Here is an 18,806-nt window from a genome sequence, read left to right as displayed (position 1 = left end):
CCCGCCGGCCCCCCCCCGGCCCGCGCGGGGGGCGGGCGGGCCCCGCACCCGGCGCCCCGCCCCCCCCGCGGGGGGGGGGCCCCACGGCCCGCTCGACCAGAACAGACCTGGACCCGACCGTGACCGTCACCTGGTACGACCACGAGCCGGCGGCCGGGGATCCGCTGCCCGGTTCCCCGGCCGCCACCCCATCCCGGCAGGCCGCCGAGACCACCGCCGCCCCGGTGTTCGTGGACTCCTCCGGCCGCCGCCAGCGGCGGGTCCGCCGCCTCGGCCTGCTGCTCGCCGTGCCGGCCGCCGGCTATCTGGTGCTGGTGGCCAGCACGGTGCTGGGCGGCCCGAGCGTGAGCGCGCCGTTCCTGCCGCTGCCTCCCGCCCCCAGCGCCGCCCCGGACACGCCGGCGGCCGAGACCCCGTCCGAGGCGCCGACGATCCCCGGCACGCCGGGACCGGACAGCGTGCAGCCGGGCTCAGCCCAGTCGGCGGCGGCCGGCCACCGCGGCGCCCCGACGGCGTCCGGTCGGCCCTCCGCGCCGGCGCCGGCCACCTCGCCCTCCGCCGGGCCGTCCGTGTCGGCCACGCCCGGTGGCAACGGCAACGGCGGGGGCAACGGCAACGGCGGCGGGAACGCCACCGCGACCCCGGGCCACGGGCGGCCCACCGATGCCCCGGGCAACTCGGGCAACGCCGGAGGCAAGCCCGGCAAGCCGTCCCCCACCCCCTGACCCGGCCACCGCGGCGCCCGGCACGCCCCCGGCCCGTCATCCCCCGCGCTGTCCGGCCCGTCCCCACGCCCGGACCCACCCCGCCTCCTCGCACCCGGCCTGCCCCCGGCCCTCCTGAAAGCGCCCCGCCGTGAGCCCTTCCCGCCGCCGCAGAACCGGCCGCCCCGGCCTTGGCCCCGCCGCCGCTCCGTCCGCCCGGCGCGGCCGCCGGGGCGTCGTCCGTCAGGGCCCGTTGCGCACCCACTGGCTGCTGCTGACCGCCCTGCTGTTCACCCTGGCGGCCGCCCTGCTGCTGCAGGGCTACACCCAGCACCTCTACGACCACCGCCCCGACCCGGTCGCCCACCCGACGGGCTCGGCCACCGTCCCCGAACAGGTCCGGACCGGCGGGCCGGTGATCGACGCGGCCGGCCCCGAGCCGCGCACCGCCGCACCGCGCCCCGGCACCGTCGCGCTCACCTTCGACGACGGCCCCGACCCGCGCTGGACCGCCGAGGTCCTGGACACGCTGCGCCGCAACGACGTGCACGCCACCTTCTTCGTGGTCGGCACCCAGGCCGCGGCCCACCCGGACCTGGTCCGCCGGATCGTCGCCGAGGGCCACCAGCTCGGCGTACACACCTTCACCCACGCCGACCTCGGCGCCCAGCCGCCCTGGCGCCGCTCCCTGGAGCTGCGCGAGACCCAGCTCACCCTGGCCGGCGCGGCCGGGGTGACCAGCTCGCTGCTGCGCCCGCCGTACTCGTCCACCGCCGACGTGCTGGACGACCTCGGCTGGGCCGCCGTCCAGCAGGCCGGCCGTGAGGGCTACCTGACCGTGCTCACCACCCATGACAGCGAGGACTGGCGCCGCCCCGGCGTGGACGAGATCACCGACGCGGCCACCGCCGGGCGGGGCGACGAGGGCCGGATCGTCCTGCTGCACGACGGTGGCGGCAACCGCTGGCAGACCGTCGCCGCGCTGGACGCCCTGCTGCCGCGGCTGAAGGCGCGGGGCTTCCGCTTCACCACGGTCAGCGAGTCGGTGGGGCTGCCCGACCCGGTCCGGCGGGCGACCTGGGCCGAGCACTGGCAGGGTCTCGCCCTGATCCGGGTGCTGCAGGCCGGGGACTGGACCCTCACCCTGCTGGACTGGCTGCTGTACGCGGCGGGCGCGGTCAGCGTGCTGCGCGCGGTGACCGTGCTGGCCGCCGCACGGCGGCACAAGCGGATGCGCCGGCGGCGGAACGCCTGGGGGCCGCCGGTCACCGAGCCGGTCAGCGTGATCGTGCCCGCCTACAACGAGTCGGCCGGCATCGAGGCCGCCGTCCGCTCGCTGCTCGCGTCCGACCACCCGGTCGAGGTCGTCGTGGTCGACGACGGTTCCACGGACGGCACCGCCGACCTGGTGGAGTCGTTGGGACTGCCGTACGTCCGGGTGATCCGGCAGGCCAACGCGGGCAAGCCGGCCGCCCTCAACACCGGCATCGCCGCAGCCCGGGCCGAGCTGCTGGTGATGGTCGACGGCGACACCGTCTTCGAACCGGACGCCGTCCGGATGCTGGTGCAGCCGTTCGCCGATCCGGCCGTCGGTGCCGTCTCCGGCAACGCCAAGGTGGCCAACCGGGGCGGGCTGCTCGGCCGCTGGCAGCACATCGAGTACGTCGTCGGATTCAACCTGGACCGGCGGCTCTTCGACCTCGCCGAGTGCATGCCCACCGTCCCCGGCGCGGTCGGCGCCTTCCGCCGCTCGGCGGTGCTGGCCGCCGGCGGCGTCGGCGACGAGACGCTGGCCGAGGACACCGACCTCACCATGGCGCTCTGCCGGGACGGCTGGCGGGTCGTCTACGAGGAGCGGGCCAAGGCCTGGACGGAGGCCCCGGCGTCCCTGGGCGCACTGTGGCGACAGCGCTACCGCTGGTGCTACGGGACCCTGCAGGCGATGTGGAAGCACCGGGGCGCGCTGCGCCAGGGTGGGCAGGCCGGCAAGCTGGGCCGCCGCGGCCTGGGCTACCTGCTGGTGTTCCAGGTGCTGCTGCCGCTGCTCGCCCCGGTGGTGGACGTCTTCGCGCTCTACGGGCTCGCCTTCCTCGACCCGGTCCGGATCGTCGGCCTCTGGCTGGCGTTCCTGATGGTCCAGCTGCTGATGGCGGTCTATGCCTTCCGCCTCGACCGCGAGCGGCTCGGCCCGCTCTGGAGCCTGCCGCTGCAGCAGTTCGTGTACCGGCAGCTGATGTACCTGGTGGTGATCCAGTCGGTCTTCACCGCACTGGCCGGCTCCCGGCTGCGGTGGCAGCGGATGCAGCGCTACGGCAGCCTGCGGGTGCCCGCGGCCCCGGCCGCAGCCGACGTTCCCCCGGGGGCGGTCGGCGTCGGCGGCGGCCCGGAGGGGCCCGACGGCTATCGTGCACAGGTGCACGAGGCGGTCCGGGGCCCCGGACAGGGCACGTGAGGGAGGCGGTTGACGTGATCGGACGGGCGCTCAACGGGCGTTACGAACTCGTCGAGATACTCGGCGTCGGCGGCATGGCCACCGTCTACGGCGGGGTGGACCACGTGCTGGGCCGCCAGGTGGCCGTCAAGGTCCTGAACGGGGGCCTCGCCGACGACCCGCGCTTCGCCGAGCGGTTCGGCCGGGAGGCGCAGCACGCCGCGATGCTGGCCCATCCGAGGATCGTCATGGTCTTCGACTCGGGCGTGGACCAGGGCTCGCCCTACATCGTCATGGAGCTGGTGCAGGGCCGCTCCCTCGCCGCCGTGCTGGCCCAGCAGCCGGGCCTGCCGGTGGAGCGGGCAGTCGGGATCGCGGCGGCGGTCTGCGAGGCGCTGGCCGTCGCGCACGGCGCGGGCCTGGTGCACCGCGACATCAAGCCCGGCAACATCATGATCACGGACGACGGCGGGGTGAAGGTCGTCGACTTCGGCATCGCCCGGGCCGGCTCCTCCAACAACCTCACCCAGACCGCGTCCGTCCTCGGCACCGCGGCCTACCTCTCGCCCGAGCAGGCCACCGCCTCCGAGCTGGACGGCCGCACCGACCTGTACGCGGTCGGCTGCGTGCTCACCGAGATGCTCACCGGCGTCACCCCGTTCACCGCCGAGACCCCGGTGGCGATCGCGTTCAAGCACGTCAGCGAACAGCCGCTGCCGCCGTCTGCCCGCCGTCCCGGTCTGCCGCCCGCGCTGGACGCGGCCGTGCTGCGGCTGCTCGCCAAGAACCCGGCGGACCGGCCCGCCGACGCGGCCGCCGCCCGGGCCGAGCTGCTCGCCTGCGTGCCCGGGCTGGCCGTCGTGGACCCGACCTCCGAGCTGCTCGCCACCACGGCGCAGCCCACCCAGGCGCTGCCGCCGGTCCCGCCCGGGCTCGCCGCCGCCCAGCAGCACACCAGCCTGCTCCCGCCGCAGCCGGCGGCGGCCACCTCGGTGATGGCGCCGGTGCCGGCCGGGTACGCCGGGCCCGGGGGCGGTCCGGCCGGCTTCGACTCCGCCGGGTACGACTCCGTCGGCTTCGAGCCGCCGGCCCGGGAGAGCCGCCGCAAACCGCTGGTCCTCGGCGCGCTCGGCCTGGCCGGCATCGCGGGCGCCGCGATGCTCGCGCTCACCGCCTTCGACGACCCGGGCACCCCGACCACCCCGGCCGCCAAGCCGGCGCAGACCGTCGCGGCCCCGCCGAGCCCGACCGCCACGCCGTCGACCGCCGCACCCACCACCCCGGTCGCGACGCCCACCGCGGCCCCCTCGACGACCCCTCCGCGCAATCAGAACCCGGCCGTCCAGCTCAACGCCCTGCGGCAGGCCGTGGCGCAGACCCAGGTCGGCAAGGAGCGCGACCGCCAGATCGATCTGCTGCACACCCTGGACGACGCGGCCGCCCGCCTCAACCAGGGTCAGCCGGACGACGCCGCCCAGGAGCTGAAGGGCGCCCAGCGGATCGTGCGCGACCTGGCGAAGAAGCACGCCGTCGACGGCCAGACCTCCCAGAACTGGAACTCCCGCCTCAGCGCCCTGATCACCTCGCTCAACGCCGCCGCCGACCGCAACGACACCGAGTGACCCGTCGGGGCCGGCGTCCCCGGACGGGGCTCAGCCGTCCCCGGACAGGCCGCCCTGGCCGTCCCCGGGGTGCCGCCGCCGGGCGCGGCTCTCGACCCCGGTGCGGATCTGGCGGCTCAGCACGCCGGCCGCGGCCGCGAGGAAGACGAAGTTGTACGCGATCTGCAGCATCACCACCAGCCGCGGCGCCTGCCCCGCCGGGGTGATGTCGCCGTACCCGACCGTGGACATGGTCACGATGGTGAAGTAGAGCGCGTCGAGCCGGCTCTCCAGGCCGACGAACTGGTCCGGCGTCGCGCTGAGCACGTAGTAGCTGGCGGCGAAGATGGTCATCGCGAGGCAGATCAGGAAGACCAGCCAGACCCCCGGGTGGCGCCCGGTGCCGCGCACCACGTCGCTCATGCGCGCCATCAGCAGGGCGCTCAGCACGATCAGGGCGGCCGCGAAGACCAGCCAGCTGAGCAGCGGGCGGTCCGCGCCGAGGCGGCGCAGCGGGACGGTGAAGTACGTGACCATCAGCAGCGTGAACGAACCCAGGAGCAGGAGCCAGGCCCGCTTGTCGATCTGGGTCCGCGAGGGCGGCGGCTGGTTCGAGGACATCCCGCCCAGGTTCGGGCCGGGGAGCGGCGCCCGCCCGCCGGGCTGCTCCGTCCGGCGGAGCAGCCTCCCGTCCGGGCCCTCGGGTGGCCGGTGCCCCGGAGCACGACGGAGCCCCCCGCTGCCGGGCAGCGGGGGGCTCCGTCGAAGGATCAGGCCGTGGTGGTGGACCGGGGGGTCTCGGTGGCCTTGGTCACAGTGGTCGGCGTCACGGCCGGGCGCGCCTGGTCGGCGGCGGGCTGCTGGGGGGCGGCGGTGGCCTGCGCCGTGCCCTGGGCGGCGGCGTCGGCGGCGGGGGCCTCGTCCTCGCGCAGCGCCTTCGTCTCGGCCTTGAGGATGCGCATCGACTTGCCGAGGCCGCGGGCCATCTCCGGCAGCTTCTTCGATCCGAACAGCAGGACAACGACAGCCAGCACCACCAGGAGGTGCCAGGGCTCAAGACCGTTCCGCAGCATCCCTGGCCACCGGTCCCTTCTTGTCTAGAGTCACAGGAGGGCAAAGCGCCCGACCTGGCCAGTATGCCTGGCCCCGGCGGCGAACGTATACACCGGCCGGGAAACGCTGGTCAAAAACCAGATGTTGCAGGGGCGGATGGTCGGTAGTGGTCTAGACCATGCCTGATGTGCACCCGGCCCGACCCGCCGGGAGCCGCCGCCGGTCCGCCGCGGACGGGCGGCGGCGGAAACGGGGTGCGGAGCCGGGCGCCGCTCGGGGACACTGCGGCGGTGAGCATCGACACGTCCCGGGCCCCGCAGGAGCACGCCCTGCAACACGTCGCCGCGCTGTCCTCCGGTCCGCCGCTGGCCCCCGGCCTGCAGGTCACCCTCAACTTCCACCCCGACCGGGAGGCCGGCGGCCGGTCGATCCTGGAGTCGCTCGCCGCCGACGGTGTCTACCGCTCCCAGTTCGTCACAGGCACCAGCAACGGCGGCCTCACCGCCCACCCCGGCGGCGACCGCTGGCGCTGGGAGAGCCGCATCTTCGGCGGCGCGTACGACGAGGCGCCGGCGGACGAACGCCCGGTGTACGGCGCACTCGACCACCGCCGCCGGCCGCTCGGCGGCGCCCCGCGCTTCGGGTCCGCGTTCTTCCGGCTGGCCGCGCCCGTCCTCGACCGGACCACGTTCTGCTACCCGGACAGCTTCCTGGAACCCGCGGACTTCGGGGTCGCCGCGCGGATGGCGCTGATCGCGCTCGCCGAGGCCGACGTGGCGGCGGACGCCCTGGACGACTACATCGAGGCTCAGGTGCACGGCCCGGTCCGGCTGGACCGGGACGTCGAGGCGCTGGTTCTGGACCCGAGCCACCGCGGCACCCCGGTCGAGGAGCAGGCCCGCCGGCTGCCCTGCCCGGTCGAGTGGCACTCCGGCGTGCGGCTCTCCGTCGAGGAGCTGCGCCGTCACCCGGACTACCGCGGGCCCGAGTACGTCGCGCTGGGCGAGGCGGTCGCCGAGGGCGGGCGGCTGGATCCGCGCATCCTCGGCGACGCCGTCCGCAGCGGTCGTCACGACCCCCAGGACCTCAAGCGGGTCTGGCACTGCCTCGCCCGCTTCGGGTCGCCCGCGGAGGGCACTTCCTAGGGCCGGACAGGCCCTAGGTCCGCCGGGCCAGCAGGTAGCCGCGGTGGGTCTCCGCCTCGTGCGGGCGGGGTGCCCGCTGCAGGCGGGCCTCCACCGCGAATCCGGCTTCCGTCAGCTGCTCGGCGACGGCGTCCTGGTCCAGGAAGTGGAAGTCGACGTCCACCGCGTGGCCCCACCACTCCTCCAGCCGGCGGACCTCGGCGCCGAGGTGGAAGGAGACCAGCAGGACGCCTCCGGGCCGCAGCACCCGCCGCATCTCCGCGAACGCGGGCTTCAGCTCGTGCGGTTCGAGGTGGATCACCGAGTAGAGCGCCACCGCGGCGGCGAACTCGCCGTCCGCGGCCGGCAGGCGCAGCAGGTCACCCTCCCGGAACTCGACCGCGGGGTGCTCCCGTCGGGCGACCGCCACCATGCCCGGCGACAGGTCGATCCCGACCACCTCCGCCCCCTGCTCCGCCAGCCACGCCGCCACGTGCCCGGGCCCGCAGCCGAGGTCCGCCACCGGCCCGCCGGCCGCCTCCTCCAGCACCGCCCCGAGCAGCGCCCGGTCCACCGGCTTGTCCGCCAGCTCGCCCCCGATCCGCTCCTGGTAGTCCTCCGCGACGGTGTCGTAACTCGCCTTCGCCCGACCGTGGTTGATGTTGTCGTCCATGGTGGCAGGGTGTCATGCGCCGCCGCCCCGCCGCCTCCGTGTTTCAGTCCGTGGCCTGCTGGGCCGGCAGGAAGGGCGAGAGCCCCCACCCGGTGGCCGGGTGGGGGCTCTTGATGACGCGCAGGCGGACGGGCTCAGGGCCGGGGTCAGACGGTGGCCGGTTCGGTGGTGGCCGGCTCGTCGGTGGCGGCCGGCTCGTCGGTGCGGGCCGGGAGGTGGGACATCAGGCGGTAGGCGAGGCCGGCGGCGCCGAGGGCGAAGACCAGCCCGACCACCGCGGCGACGTGCAGGCCCTCGGTGAAGGCGGCGCGGGCGGTCTCCAGCAGCTCGGTGCCGAGCCGTCCGGGCAGCTGGGCGGCGACGGCGACCGCGCCGCCGAGGGTGTCCTGCGCGGTCCGGGCGAGCTCGCCGTCCACGCCCTGCGGGAGGCCGCCGTCCAGCTGCGAGCGGTAGACGGCCGCGCCGGCCGCCCCCAGCAGGGCGATGCCGAGCGAGCTGCCGAGCTCGACCGCGGTCTCGGAGGTGGCCGAGGCGGCGCCGGCCCGCTCGGCCGGGGCGGAGGAGACCACCAGCTCCGCGGTCAGCGTCATGGTGCCGACGGTCCCGGCGGCCAGCACACCCGCCGCGGTGAGCACGAGGGCGAGCGGGGAGTGGGCTCCGACCTGGGTCATCATCGCGAAGCCGATCGCGCCGACCAGGAAGCCGCCGGCCATCATCACCGCCGGGCGGACCTTCCCGGCGAGCGCCGAGCCGACGCCGACCGCCGCGAACACGCCGACGCTCGGCACGAGCGCCCAGAGCGAGGCGGTCAGCGGGCTCATGCCCTTGACCAGCTGCAGGTACTGCGAGGTGAAGAGGGTGAAGCCCATCATCGCGAACATCGCCACCGTGTTGACGCTGATCGCCCCGCTGAAGGCGCGGATCCGGAAGAGCGAGAGGTCCAGCAGCGGTGCGGCGGCGGTGCGCTGGCGCAGGACGAAGGCGCCGGCGAAGAGCAGGCCGGCCGGGAGGGCGAGCGCGGGGAGCAGGCTCCAGCCGTCCACCGAGAGCGTCTTGATGCCGTAGACCAGCGGCAGGATCGCGGCCAGCGAGAGGCCGGCGCCGAGCAGGTCGAAGCCGCCGCGCTGCGGGGAGCGGTACTCGGGGAGCAGCGCCGGGGCGGCGAGCAGGACCAGCGCCATCACCGGGACGGCGATCAGGAAGACCGAGCCCCACCAGAAGTGGTCCAGCATCAGGCCGCCGGCGACCGGGCCGAGGCTGGCGCCGGCGGTGAGGGCGCCGCCCCACGCGCCGAGGGCGGCCTGGCGCTGCTTGGCGTCCTGGAACATGTTGCGGATCAGCGCGAGCGTCGAGGGCATCACGGTGGCCCCGGCGGCGCCCAGCACCGCGCGGGCGGCGATCAGCTGCCCGGGACCGTCCGCGTAGGCGGCCAGCAGGGAGGCGCCGATGAAGCCGGCGGCGCCGGTCATCAGCAGCTTGCGGCGGCCGATCCGGTCGCCCAGCGCGCCCATCGTGATGAGCAGGCCGGCCAGCAGGAACGAGTACACGTCCATGATCCACAGCTGCTGGGTGCCGCTGGGCGCCAGCGTGGTGGAGATGAACGGGACGGCGAAGAAGAGCACGCCCATGTCCATGGAGAGGACGAGGGTCGGGAGCAGGAGGACGGCCAGGCCGGTCCATTCGCGACGGCCTGCGCGGCCGGTGGTTGCGGTCATGGGGAAGACGGTACGGGTGTGTCAGACACTTGTCTAGTACGTATGTCTAAATCAATCGTGTGAGACGTAAGTGCAAGACATCTGTTCAGTTCTTCCGTAGGATCACGGCATGGGAAATCGCGAAGACCTGATGTCCGGCGCCAAGCGCTGCCTCTACGAGAAGGGCTACGGGCGCACCACGGCTCGTGACATCGCCACCGCATCGGGCGTCAGCCTGGCGGCGATCGGCTACCACTTCGGCTCCAAGGAGGCGCTGCTCAACGCGGCGATGATCGAGGCCATCGGGGAGATGGGGGAGTCCCTCGCCCGGGTGGTCGCCGCCGCGAACCAGGCGTCGGGGAACCCGGAGGAGCGGTTCGTCGCCGTGTGGGAGGGCCTCAAGGGCGTGTTCGTCGAGCACCGGGGCCTCTGGGCGGCCCAGTTCGAGGCGATCACGCAGGTCGCGCACGCACCGGAGCTGGCCCAGGCCTTCGCGGAGGCGCAGAAGGAGGGGCGACTCGGCCTCGCCGCGCTGTTCCAGGGGCTGCCCGAGGTGCCGGACACCGAGGAGGAGGTCGCCCGCGGCATGTTCTACCAGGCGCTGATGGCCGGCTTCGCCGCGCAGTGGCTGGCGGCGCCCGAACTGGCGCCCAGCGGGCAGGAGTTCCTGCGGGGGCTGCGGCTGGTCAGCGACGGAGTGCTCAGGCCCGCTACGCGGTGACCGCGGTCAGCAGCACCACCGAGTCGACGTGGGCCAGCAGGCCGTGCCGCTCCTGGGGGACGGGGTACAGCTGACCCGCCGAGAGCTCCTGGAGGTGCCCCGCGACGGTCAGCGCCACCCGGCCGCGCAGCACCTGGAGGGAGGCGGCGGCCGGGGCGTTGTGCTCGTCCAGCGAGGTGCCCGCGGTCAGCGCGATCACGGTCTGCCGCAGGACGCCGTCGTGCAGCACCAGGTGGGCGCTGCGCCCGTGCGGGCTCTCGGCGGCCAGGGTCGCGTGCTCCACGGCGAGCTGTTCGAGATCGACCATCGGGTGCCCTCCTCGGCCTGCCGGGCCACCGCGGCGGCCCCTCCGGCCAGCGTCCCGGACGCACCCGGCTCGCGCACCCGGAGTCGTTCGGCGTGCGGTGTCCGCCGACTGCACCGATGGTGGATGCATGGCGACCAACCAGAATTTCTTCAGCGGGTTTCAGGTCAATCGATCGCTGCTGGCCGGTGGCGCGGTCCTCACGGGCATCGGCGCGATGCTCGGGATGGCCGGTGCGGCGATGGTGTGTGCGGCGCTGGCCACGGCCGGCCGCAGTTGGGTGCGGGGTATGGACATGCCTCCGACGAAGGCCATGGCCCAGCGGGCACTGCACGAGGCGAAGGTGGCCTCGGCCGCCGGCTGGGAGGCCTGGCGGACCGAGCACGCCTCGCCGAACTGACCGGGCCGCGACGGGCCGCCGTGGGGGTACGGCCCGCCGCGCCCGGAGTCCTGGAGATGCGCACCGGAGCCCCGGTGCGCATCCGGGCTGCTGCAGCCCCGTTCGGCCCTGCAGCCCAGCCCCGCCCTGCAGCCCAGCTCCGCCCTACAGCCCGAGCGACTTGGCGACGATGCTGCGCATCACCTCGCTGGTGCCGCCGTAGATCCGGAACACCCGGTTGTCGGTGTAGAGGCGGGCGATCGGGTACTCCAGGATGTAGCCGTAACCGCCGTGCAGCTGCAGGCACTTGTCGATCACACCGGACGCCGACTCGGTGCAGAACAGCTTCACCGCCGCGGCGTCCGCGACGGTCAGCCCGCCCTGCTGGTACAGCTCCAGCGCCCGGTCGACCATGGACTGCTGGGCGACCACCTGGGCCTCGCAGTCGGCCAGCGTGAACTTGGTGTTCTGGAACTCGGCCACCGCCTGGCCGAAGACCTTGCGCTCCTTGACGTACTGCACCGCGAACCGGACCGCCGCGGCCGAGGCCGCGTAGGCGCCGACCGCGATCGCGAGCCGCTCCTGCACCAGGTTGTGGGTCAGGTAGGTGAAGGCCCCGCCCTCCTCGCCGAGCAGGTTCTCCACCGGCACCTTGACGTCGCTGAACGCGAGTTCGGCGGTGTCCGAGGTGCGCAGGCCGATCTTCTGCAGCTTGCGGCCGACGCTGTAGCCCTCGGACGCGGTGTCCACGCAGAGGATGGAGAGGCCGGCCCGGCGGTTCTGCGGGTCGTACGGGGAGGTCCGGCAAACCACCAGGACCAGGTCGGCGAGCACGCCGCCGGTGATGAAGGTCTTGGCGCCGTTGAGGACGTAGTGGGTGCCGTCCTCGGAGAGCCGCGCGGTGGTGGAGATGCCCGCGAGGTCGGAGCCGGCGCCCGGCTCGGTCATCGCGATGGCGGTCATGATGTCGCCGGAGACGAACCCGGGCAGCCAGCGGCGCTTCTGCTCCTCGGTCGCGTACTCCAGCAGGTACGGCAGCACCAGGCCGGTGTGCACACCGGAGGAGCCGAAGGAGACGCCCGCGCGGGCGGTCTCCTCGGCGATGACCGCCTGGTACTTGAAGCCGCTCTCGCCGGCGCCGCCGTACTCCTCCGGCACCTCGATGCCGTAGACGCCGAGCTCGCCGAGCTTGCGGTAGAAGTCGCGCGGCGGGTGGCCGTCGGCCTCCCAGCTCTCGTAGACCGGGACGACCTCGTGGGCGATGAAGTCCCGGATGGTCTCCCGGAACGCCTCGTGGTCCTCGGTGAAGACGGTGCGGCGCACGGCGGCGCTCCCTTCGGTGGGGCCGGGCGGGCCGGGCCGGCCCGGGCTGAAGCGGGGTTCGGCCAGGTGATCGCCCCACAAGTTAATCCGGGGTAGCTTCCACTGTCCAGGGTCGGCGGGGGTGCTTCCCGGCCCCGCGCTCCGGCCTGGAGCCGCCGCCCCGGCCGGCCCGCGCCGGGCCACAAGTGAATCGTTGCTAGCCTACGGTCGGCAGATCGGACGGGGCGGGAGCGAGGAGCGGCGGCATGGTGGTACGGCGGCCGCCCGCACGGTCCCGGCAGGCGCAGATCCTTGCCGTGGCCGCCGACCGGTTCCACCGCAGCGGGTACCACCAGGTCTCGATGACGGACGTCGCCGCCGGGGTCGGCATCACCGCCCCCGCCCTCTACCGCCACTTCCGAGGGAAGCCGGAACTCCTCGACCGGGCCGTCCGGTTGGGCCTGGACGAGCTGGCCGCCGGGCTGCGCGCCGCCGACTCCACGGCCGCCGTGGGGGCGGCGCTGGCCGCCGTCGCGGTCGGGCACCGGCCGCTCGGCACGCTGGTGCAGCGCGATGCCCGGCTGCTGCCGCCGGCCCGACGGGCCGCGCTCCGCCGCGAGCTGCGCGCGGACGCGGCGCTGATGGCCGGCGTGCTCCGCGCCGAGCGGCCCGAACTGGCCGGTCCGGACGCCGGGTTGCTCTGCTGGTCGGCGCTCTCCGCCTGTGCCGGCCTGTCCTACCAGTCGGCCGCCCCGCAGCCGCGCCGGGCCGAGCGGCTGCTCGGCGAGCTGGTCGCGGCGGTGCTCGCGGTGTCGCTGGACGGCACCCGGACCGATCCCGAACCGGTCGCCGCGGCCGCCGTGGTGGCCCCGCAGCCGCGCCGGGAGGAGCTGCTGGCGGCGGCGGTGCGACTCTTCCACCGGCGCGGGTTCGACAACGTCAGCACCGACCAACTCGGCGCCGCCGTGGGCATCTCCGGCCCCAGCGTGTACCGGCACTTCGAGAGCAAGCAGCAGCTGCTGGCCGCCTCGCTGGTGCGCAGCCGGGAGCGGCTCTGGCACGAGGTGGAGGGGGCGATCGCCGCCGCGGCCGGGCCGGCGGCCGCACTGGAGGCCGGCCTGGCGGCCTACGTGGGTTTCGCCCGGCGCAACGGCGACTACCTGGGCGCGATGCTGAGCGAGACCGAGCGGCTGGCCGCGCCCGACCGCCGGGCCGCGGTGGACTTCCGGCGGGACTTCCTGCGGACCTGGGTCGAGCTGCTTCGCCTGGTCCGCCCGGAATACGACGCGGTGGAGGCCCGGATCCGGGTGCACGCGCTGTTCGCACTGGTCAACGACGGGGTGCGGAACCGGCCGTACAGCACCCGGCCGGACCTCGGCGACTGCCTGCGGCGGATCGGCCGGGCCGTCCTCGGGGTGGCCGGGTAGGCCCCGTCCGGCCTCGGCAGTGGGGTGGCGCCCGCCGGCGAACGGCGAGGGCCGGGTGCCCGCCCCGCGCTGGTGGGGCGGGCACCCGGCCCGGACGGCTCCCGGCGGAGGGTGCCGTCGGAACCGGCTAGCTCATGACCGGGTAGAAGACGTCGGCCGCGAGGTTGCCGTTGCCCTGCAGGGCGCCGATGTTGCCGGCGTTGCCGGTCACGGCCAGGCCGTTGTTCTGGTTGCTCGCACCGGAGCCGGTGGCGGTCTGCTGGGTGTTGACCACGTTTCCGACGACTCCGCCGATCACGTTGTTGGAGCCGGTGTTGCTCACCACGCTGCTGTTGGAGAGGTGGTCGGCGCCGGCACCGTTGTCGGCGTGGGCGGTCGCGGCGCCGACGCCGACGAGGAGGAGAGCTCCGAGGGCGGTGACGGCGGCGGCTGCGCGGATACGGGACACGCTGGTCTCCCTGAAGGTGGAGTGCGAATGGTGGCGCGGTTCCGGAGTGGCCGCTCCGGAGCGCCGTTGCCTGACGTCGCCCGATCAGCATTCACCAGCACCGTGGACGAACTCCACCGATTGGGTGGCAATTCCCCCGATGGAGTCATGAAAGCGGCATGTCCGACCTGCCGGGCGTGGCCGTCCGGGGCCCCGGTCCAGCGTCAAGTCCTCCTCCAGGGACAATGGTTGGTGAATTGCCCGGGGCCGGCCGGAGGACCGCTTCTGTCAATGCAGGGTTGACCGGACCTCCCTGGTCAGAAAGAAATGGTCGCCGGATAGTCGCACTGGCACACTGGGGACTCATGTCTGAAGGTCTCCCACCCGAGTCCGTGCCCGCCGAGGATCTGCGTACGACCGAGGTCGATCTCGGCGGACTGGTGAACGTCCTCGCCACCCACCTCTACTCCACCCCGCTGGTCGCCCTGCGGGAGCTGGTCCAGAACGCCCACGACTCGCACACCCGGCGCCTGTTGGAGGACCCGGACGGCGACCACCGCCCGCTGATCCGGGTCCGGGCCGACGGCGCCCGGCGCACCGTCGCCATCGAGGACACCGGCGCGGGCCTGACCGAGCCGGAGATCCACGCCTACCTGGCCACCGTCGGCACCGGCTACACCCGCATGCTGCGCGAACTCACCGGCAGCCAGGAGCTGATCGGCGCCTTCGGACTCGGCTTCCTCTCCGCCTTCTCGGTCGCCGACGAAGTCACCGTCACCACCACCTCGCACCGCGAGCAGGGCGCCGGCCACCGCTACCGCAGCCGCGGCGGCGAGCAGTACAGCGTCGAGCCGGCCGCCGCCCGGCCCGGCGGCGGCACCGTGGTCGAGCTGGCCCTGAAGACCGAGCACGCCCACCTCGCCGACGAGGACGCGCTGCGCGAGGTGCTCGGCCGGTACTGCGTGCTGCTGCCGATCCCGGTCTTCGTCGGCGACGACGAGCAGCCGGTCAACGCCGTCCCGGTGCCCTGGCGGCAGGCGGCCGGCGGCGACCCGTACGCCGCCCGGATGCGCTTCGCCGCCGCCTTCGGCCGCCGCTTCGAGCCGCTCACCGCCTTCCCGGTGGCGCCGGTCGAGGGCGGGGCGCAGGGCGGCGGCAGCGACGCGGTCGGCCTGCTCTGGGTCCAGGACGGCGCGACCTACGGCAGCAGCGACAACCGCGACCTGGCCGTCTACCTGCGCGGCATGCTGCTCGCCGAGGACGCCCGCGACCTGCTGCCCAGTTGGGCCGGGTTCATCGGCGGCGTGGTCGAGTCCAACCGGCTCACCCCCACCGCCAGCCGCGAGGACCTCCAGCGCGACGAGCACTACCGCGCCCTGCAGCGGCAGCTCACCGACGCCGTGGTCGAGGGGCTCTACGAGACCGCCCGGCTGCGGCCCGCCGTCTGGCGGCGCATCCTGGCCCGGCACGGCCAGGACCTGCTCGGCGCCGCGCTCTGCGACGACCGCCTGTTCACCCTGCTCGCCGACGACGTCCCGGTGCCCACCTCGCAGGGCGACCTGACCGCGGGCGCGCTGCGGGCGGCCGGCGGGGGCGCGGTGCACGTCGCGCTCGGCAGCGGCGGCGGCTTCGAGGAGATGCTCTACCGGGCGATGCAGGTGCCGATCGCCCGCGGCGACCGCTACGCCGTCCTGCCGTTCCTGCGCCGCTACGCGCAGCTGCGCGGCTGCCGGATCGTCGAGCTGGGCAGCGAGAGCGGCAACCGCGAGCTGTTCCGCGACCCGGAGCGCCCGCTGCCCGCGGAGGAGTCCGCCTGGCTGGCCGGTGCGCTGGCCGACCCGGGCGAGCAGCTCGTCCCGGCCCGGTTCGACCCGACCGGCCTGCCGCTGGTGCTGGTCCCCGACCGCGAGGCCGAGCTGAAGGCCCGGATCGAGGACGACCAGGCGGACGCCCGGATCCCGTCCGCCGCGCTGCGGCTGGCCCGGTCGTTCACCGCCCGCACCGACGGCCGGGTGAAGGCGCGGCTCTACCTGAACCTGTCCTGTCCGGCCGTCCAGGACCTGCTGACCGCCTACCGGGCGGGGCACACCGGCAGCGCCACCGCCGCCGGGCTGCTCCGCTCGATCAAGGTCGTCATGGCGGCGGCCTCGGCGGGCGCCTCCGGCGGCGACCTCACCGGCGCCCTGGCCGGCATCGGCACCGCGGTCTCCGCGCTCACCGCGGCCGTCCCGGCCGGACTGGGCGCGGTCCCGGACAGCCCGGACGGGCTCGACGGGCTCGACGGACTCAAGGGACCCGACGGACCTGACGGACCCGACGGACCCGACGGGTCCGACGGCCGCGGCGCGGGGGCCTGAGCGATGACCCCGCCCACGGCCACCGGAGCGAACGGACTGTCAGTGGCCCTTGCCACACTGACCACCAGCGCAGCGCACGACCCGCAGGGGGAGACGGAAGCGGTATGAGCACCGACATCTGGGCCTGGGTGCACGACGCCCACCAGCAGCTGGCCGAGGCCGGCCACCGGCGGCTGGCCGACGCCATCTACGAGCTCCCAGGCCACGCCAACGAGGGGCGCAACGACCAGCTCGACGCCGTCTACCCGGAGGCGGTCGCCGCCGCCCGGGCGCTCGGCCTGCCCTGGGTGGAGGTCTACCTGCGGCACTGGCGGATGCAGAACCTGCTGAACCGGCGCCACCAGGGCGAGCAGGCGCTGCCCGAGGCGGTCGACCTGCTGGAGTTCGCGCACCGCGAGGAGACCGCCGGCTGTCCGCAGTCGGTCTGCGTGGTGCAGGACTTCGCGATCTGCCACGCCCGGGTCGACGGCCCCGGCTACGTCCCGGAGCGGCTCGCCGTGCTGAGCGAGACGCTGGAGCGGATCGAGCCCGCCAGGGCCTGCTTCGACTGCCTCTCCCGGGAGTACTCGGACGCCCTGGAGGACGACGGGCGCCCGGCCGAGGCGCTCGCCCACCTCGACACCGCGGCCGCCCGGATCCGGGCGGCCGGCGAGCAGCTCTCGCTCCACTTCCACCACTCCCGGGCCGGCACGCTGCACCTGCTCGGCCGGCACGAGGAGGTGCTGGCCCTGCTGGACACCGCCGAGCAGGCCGAGCGGGTCCGGGGCCGGGAGATCGACGAGAGCGACCGGCGCTGGGGCGCCCTGCTGCGGGCCCGCGCGCTAGCCTCGCTGGGCCGCACCGAGGAGGCGCTCGCCCTGCTGCCGGACGTGTCCGAGGCCGAGCGGCACGCCGACCTGCGGGCGGTCTGGACCACGACGGTCGAGCTGCTGGTCGCGGCCGGCGCCCGGGAGAACGACGCCGAGCTGGGCGCGGCGCTGGCCGCCTGGGTCGGATACCTGGACGGCACCGGCTCGCACCGTCCCTGCGTCGACCTGCTGCTGGCCGCCGGGCGGCTGGCGCTGGCCCGCGGCGCCCGGACGATCGCGCTGACCCTGGCCGCCACCGGCGAGCGCAAGCTGGCCGACCTGCGCCGCACCGAGGGCGTCGCCGGGCAGGTGGCGGCGCTGCGCGCGGCTGCCGAGGCGATGCCCGCCCCGGAGCTGCCCGTCCCGCCGGCCGAGCTGCCGGCGTACCTCGCCGAGTCGGGCGTGCCCTTCGAGACCGGCGCCGACCTGCTCTCCGTCGCCCTGGACCGGTACCGGGGCGAGCAGGCCGGTGCCACCGTGCTGGCACTGAACCTGGCCGGGGTGCTGGGCGGGCTCGGCCACGCCCGGGCCGCCGCCGACCTGCTCTGGTCGCAGCTGGACGCCGACCCGGGCAGCGAGGAGCTGGTCGGCATGCTGGGCGGTGCGCTGATCGAGGCCGGGGACGCCGAGGGCGTCGGCCGGCTGGCCGACCGGCTCGCCGCGAGCAGCCCCTCCGACGCCCACTGGGTCCGGGCCCGCTGGGCGGCAGCCCAGGCCCGCTGGGCCGAGGTGGTCGAGCACTGCGAGGCGATCCTGGCCGAGCAGCCGGACCGGATCAACACCCGGCGGCTGGCCGCCGGCGCCGCCACCGAGCTGGGCGACCACGCCGCCGCGCAGCGGTTCCACCAGGAGATCCTGGTGCACGCGCTGCCGTCCGAGGAGGCCGCGGAGGTCGAGGCACACCGGACGGTCCGGGAGTCCGACCTCTGGCACCTGATCACCGCCGCCACCGCCAACCGGGACTGGGCCGTGGTGCGCTCCACCGGCGCCCGGCTCGGCATCGAGTTCGACGAGCCCGAGGGGCCGGTGGACGAGGAGTGGCAGCTGGTCACCGTCCGGGCCACCCGTACCAACGGTGCCACCGCGGACCTCCCGGCCGTCCGGACCGGCCCGGCCACCGCCCGCATCCTGCCGGTGCTCGGCGACGACCTGACGCTCAACCACGGCGACGTGGTGGTCTTCGCCCCGGCGCTGCTGGAGGAGCCCCCGGCCGAGGACGCGCCCGAGGAGGAGCGGCGGCGCTGGCGCCCGGTGTTCGGGCTGCTGACCCTGCTCGACCCGGCCGGCTACACCACCTACTGGATCGACGGCGCCTGGCCGGGCGACGACGCCTGGGCCGGGTTCCGCGAGCAGCTGGGCGGGGCCGGCTACGGGGTGTGGGCGTACAGCGGGGAGCAGTACAGCATCACCGACCCGGCCGAGGAGGACGGCTTCCTGCCCGGCGTCTACGCCGCGCTGGGGGTGCCGCCGACCGCCTCGGCGGCCGAGGCCGACGCGCTGCTGCACCGGCTGACCGGCTCCTGGACGCACCCGCTGGCCTGGTCCGACCTGGCCGAGGCGGCGGGCGCGGACACCGCGCGGCACAAGGAGATCGCCGAGCGGTACGGGCTGTAGCGGCGCTGTAGCTGGTCCGGCGGCGGCTCCGGAGCGGCCCGGCAACGGCCGCTCCGGGCCCGGCGCCGGCACGGGCGGGCCTCCTGGATCAAGGTTTCTTGGTGAATGCTTTACTGTTTCATTGCCAAGAGTCGACCTTTCAGGAGT

16 protein-coding genes are annotated in these 18,806 nt (G+C 75.0%); 9 read left to right on the top strand and 7 right to left on the bottom strand.

What is annotated here, in order from left to right:
- Positions 1-119 precede the first annotated feature (119 nt).
- The 3 genes from ACIPSC_RS18250 (at position 120) to ACIPSC_RS18240 (ending at position 4,757) form a co-directional block, all read left to right on the top strand.
- Positions 120-725: a hypothetical protein gene (locus tag ACIPSC_RS18250; RefSeq protein WP_400826744.1), complete on the top strand. Its 606-nt coding sequence runs from the start codon at positions 120-122 to the stop codon at positions 723-725.
- 130 nt (positions 726-855) lie between these two features.
- On the top strand, positions 856-3,156 hold the full coding sequence (locus ACIPSC_RS18245) for a bifunctional polysaccharide deacetylase/glycosyltransferase family 2 protein (RefSeq protein WP_400826742.1): 2,301 nt from the start codon (positions 856-858) through the stop codon (positions 3,154-3,156).
- A gap of 14 nt (positions 3,157-3,170) precedes the next feature.
- On the top strand, positions 3,171-4,757 hold the full coding sequence (locus tag ACIPSC_RS18240) for a protein kinase (protein ID WP_400826740.1): 1,587 nt from the start codon (positions 3,171-3,173) through the stop codon (positions 4,755-4,757).
- A 30-nt stretch (positions 4,758-4,787) separates the two neighbouring features.
- On the opposite strand, the gene ACIPSC_RS18235 is transcribed toward ACIPSC_RS18240, so the two are convergent.
- Entirely contained in the window at positions 4,788-5,357 is a 570-nt protein-coding gene (locus ACIPSC_RS18235) for a potassium channel family protein (RefSeq protein WP_400826738.1), read from the bottom strand.
- A 149-nt stretch (positions 5,358-5,506) separates the two neighbouring features.
- Entirely contained in the window at positions 5,507-5,809 is a 303-nt protein-coding gene (gene tatA / locus ACIPSC_RS18230; RefSeq protein ID WP_400826737.1) for a Sec-independent protein translocase subunit TatA, read from the bottom strand.
- Positions 5,810-6,079: 270 nt separating this feature from the next.
- Between tatA and ACIPSC_RS18225 the strand changes: the two genes are divergently transcribed.
- The gene (locus ACIPSC_RS18225; RefSeq protein ID WP_400826735.1) at positions 6,080-6,934 is read left to right on the top strand and encodes a DUF3626 domain-containing protein; all 855 of its coding nucleotides are present in this window, start codon (positions 6,080-6,082) and stop codon (positions 6,932-6,934) included.
- A 13-nt stretch (positions 6,935-6,947) separates the two neighbouring features.
- On the opposite strand, the gene ACIPSC_RS18220 is transcribed toward ACIPSC_RS18225, so the two are convergent.
- Complete coding sequence (locus ACIPSC_RS18220; RefSeq protein WP_400826733.1) at positions 6,948-7,586, bottom strand: class I SAM-dependent methyltransferase; 639 nt, start codon at positions 7,584-7,586, stop codon at positions 6,948-6,950.
- Between the two features lie 146 nt (positions 7,587-7,732).
- Entirely contained in the window at positions 7,733-9,301 is a 1,569-nt protein-coding gene (locus ACIPSC_RS18215; RefSeq protein ID WP_400826731.1) for an MFS transporter, read from the bottom strand.
- A gap of 109 nt (positions 9,302-9,410) precedes the next feature.
- Here ACIPSC_RS18215 and ACIPSC_RS18210 point away from each other — a divergent pair, with 109 nt between their 5' ends.
- On the top strand, positions 9,411-10,001 hold the full coding sequence (locus ACIPSC_RS18210; RefSeq protein WP_400826730.1) for a TetR/AcrR family transcriptional regulator: 591 nt from the start codon (positions 9,411-9,413) through the stop codon (positions 9,999-10,001).
- Here ACIPSC_RS18210 and ACIPSC_RS18205 read toward each other — a convergent pair.
- Entirely contained in the window at positions 9,991-10,308 is a 318-nt protein-coding gene (locus ACIPSC_RS18205) for a cupin (RefSeq protein WP_400826728.1), read from the bottom strand. The two genes, ACIPSC_RS18210 and ACIPSC_RS18205, sit on opposite strands and share 11 nt — an antisense overlap.
- Before the next feature lie 127 nt (positions 10,309-10,435).
- Between ACIPSC_RS18205 and ACIPSC_RS18200 the strand changes: the two genes are divergently transcribed.
- Positions 10,436-10,705 (top strand): hypothetical protein, encoded by a 270-nt coding sequence (locus tag ACIPSC_RS18200; protein ID WP_400826727.1) that lies wholly within the window; start codon positions 10,436-10,438, stop codon positions 10,703-10,705.
- Positions 10,706-10,849: 144 nt separating this feature from the next.
- On the opposite strand, the gene ACIPSC_RS18195 is transcribed toward ACIPSC_RS18200, so the two are convergent.
- Positions 10,850-12,007: an acyl-CoA dehydrogenase family protein gene (locus ACIPSC_RS18195; RefSeq protein WP_400826725.1), complete on the bottom strand. Its 1,158-nt coding sequence runs from the start codon at positions 12,005-12,007 to the stop codon at positions 10,850-10,852.
- A gap of 245 nt (positions 12,008-12,252) precedes the next feature.
- Here ACIPSC_RS18195 and ACIPSC_RS18190 point away from each other — a divergent pair, with 245 nt between their 5' ends.
- Positions 12,253-13,413, top strand: a complete 1,161-nt coding sequence (locus ACIPSC_RS18190; RefSeq protein ID WP_400826724.1) for a TetR/AcrR family transcriptional regulator — start codon at positions 12,253-12,255, stop codon at positions 13,411-13,413.
- A 127-nt stretch (positions 13,414-13,540) separates the two neighbouring features.
- On the opposite strand, the gene ACIPSC_RS18185 is transcribed toward ACIPSC_RS18190, so the two are convergent.
- Complete coding sequence (locus ACIPSC_RS18185) at positions 13,541-13,861, bottom strand: hypothetical protein (RefSeq protein ID WP_400826723.1); 321 nt, start codon at positions 13,859-13,861, stop codon at positions 13,541-13,543.
- 344 nt (positions 13,862-14,205) lie between these two features.
- Here ACIPSC_RS18185 and ACIPSC_RS18180 point away from each other — a divergent pair, with 344 nt between their 5' ends.
- Complete coding sequence (locus ACIPSC_RS18180; protein ID WP_400826721.1) at positions 14,206-16,197, top strand: ATP-binding protein; 1,992 nt, start codon at positions 14,206-14,208, stop codon at positions 16,195-16,197.
- 104 nt (positions 16,198-16,301) lie between these two features.
- Positions 16,302-18,659: a hypothetical protein gene (locus tag ACIPSC_RS18175; protein WP_400826720.1), complete on the top strand. Its 2,358-nt coding sequence runs from the start codon at positions 16,302-16,304 to the stop codon at positions 18,657-18,659.
- Positions 18,660-18,806 lie beyond the last annotated feature (147 nt).

The organism is Kitasatospora sp. NPDC090091 (assembly GCF_044747365.1).
Classification (GTDB): domain Bacteria; phylum Actinomycetota; class Actinomycetes; order Streptomycetales; family Streptomycetaceae; genus Kitasatospora.
This window is presented reverse-complemented; position numbering and strand designations above follow the sequence as displayed.

Bases quoted from the DNA above. Each gene is read 5' to 3' on its own strand.
- ACIPSC_RS18200 (WP_400826727.1), top strand. From the start codon at position 10,436: ATGGCGACCAACCAGAATTTCTTCAGCGGGTTTCAGGTCAATCGATCG.
- ACIPSC_RS18175 (WP_400826720.1), top strand. From the start codon at position 16,302: ATGAGCACCGACATCTGGGCCTGGGTGCACGACGCCCACCAGCAGCTG.
- ACIPSC_RS18210 (WP_400826730.1), top strand. From the start codon at position 9,411: ATGGGAAATCGCGAAGACCTGATGTCCGGCGCCAAGCGCTGCCTCTAC.
- ACIPSC_RS18190 (WP_400826724.1), top strand. From the start codon at position 12,253: ATGGTGGTACGGCGGCCGCCCGCACGGTCCCGGCAGGCGCAGATCCTT.
- tatA (WP_400826737.1), bottom strand. From the start codon at position 5,809: ATGCTGCGGAACGGTCTTGAGCCCTGGCACCTCCTGGTGGTGCTGGCT.
- ACIPSC_RS18180 (WP_400826721.1), top strand. From the start codon at position 14,206: ATGTCTGAAGGTCTCCCACCCGAGTCCGTGCCCGCCGAGGATCTGCGT.
- ACIPSC_RS18235 (WP_400826738.1), bottom strand. From the start codon at position 5,357: ATGTCCTCGAACCAGCCGCCGCCCTCGCGGACCCAGATCGACAAGCGG.
- ACIPSC_RS18205 (WP_400826728.1), bottom strand. From the start codon at position 10,308: ATGGTCGATCTCGAACAGCTCGCCGTGGAGCACGCGACCCTGGCCGCC.
- ACIPSC_RS18215 (WP_400826731.1), bottom strand. From the start codon at position 9,301: ATGACCGCAACCACCGGCCGCGCAGGCCGTCGCGAATGGACCGGCCTG.
- ACIPSC_RS18220 (WP_400826733.1), bottom strand. From the start codon at position 7,586: ATGGACGACAACATCAACCACGGTCGGGCGAAGGCGAGTTACGACACC.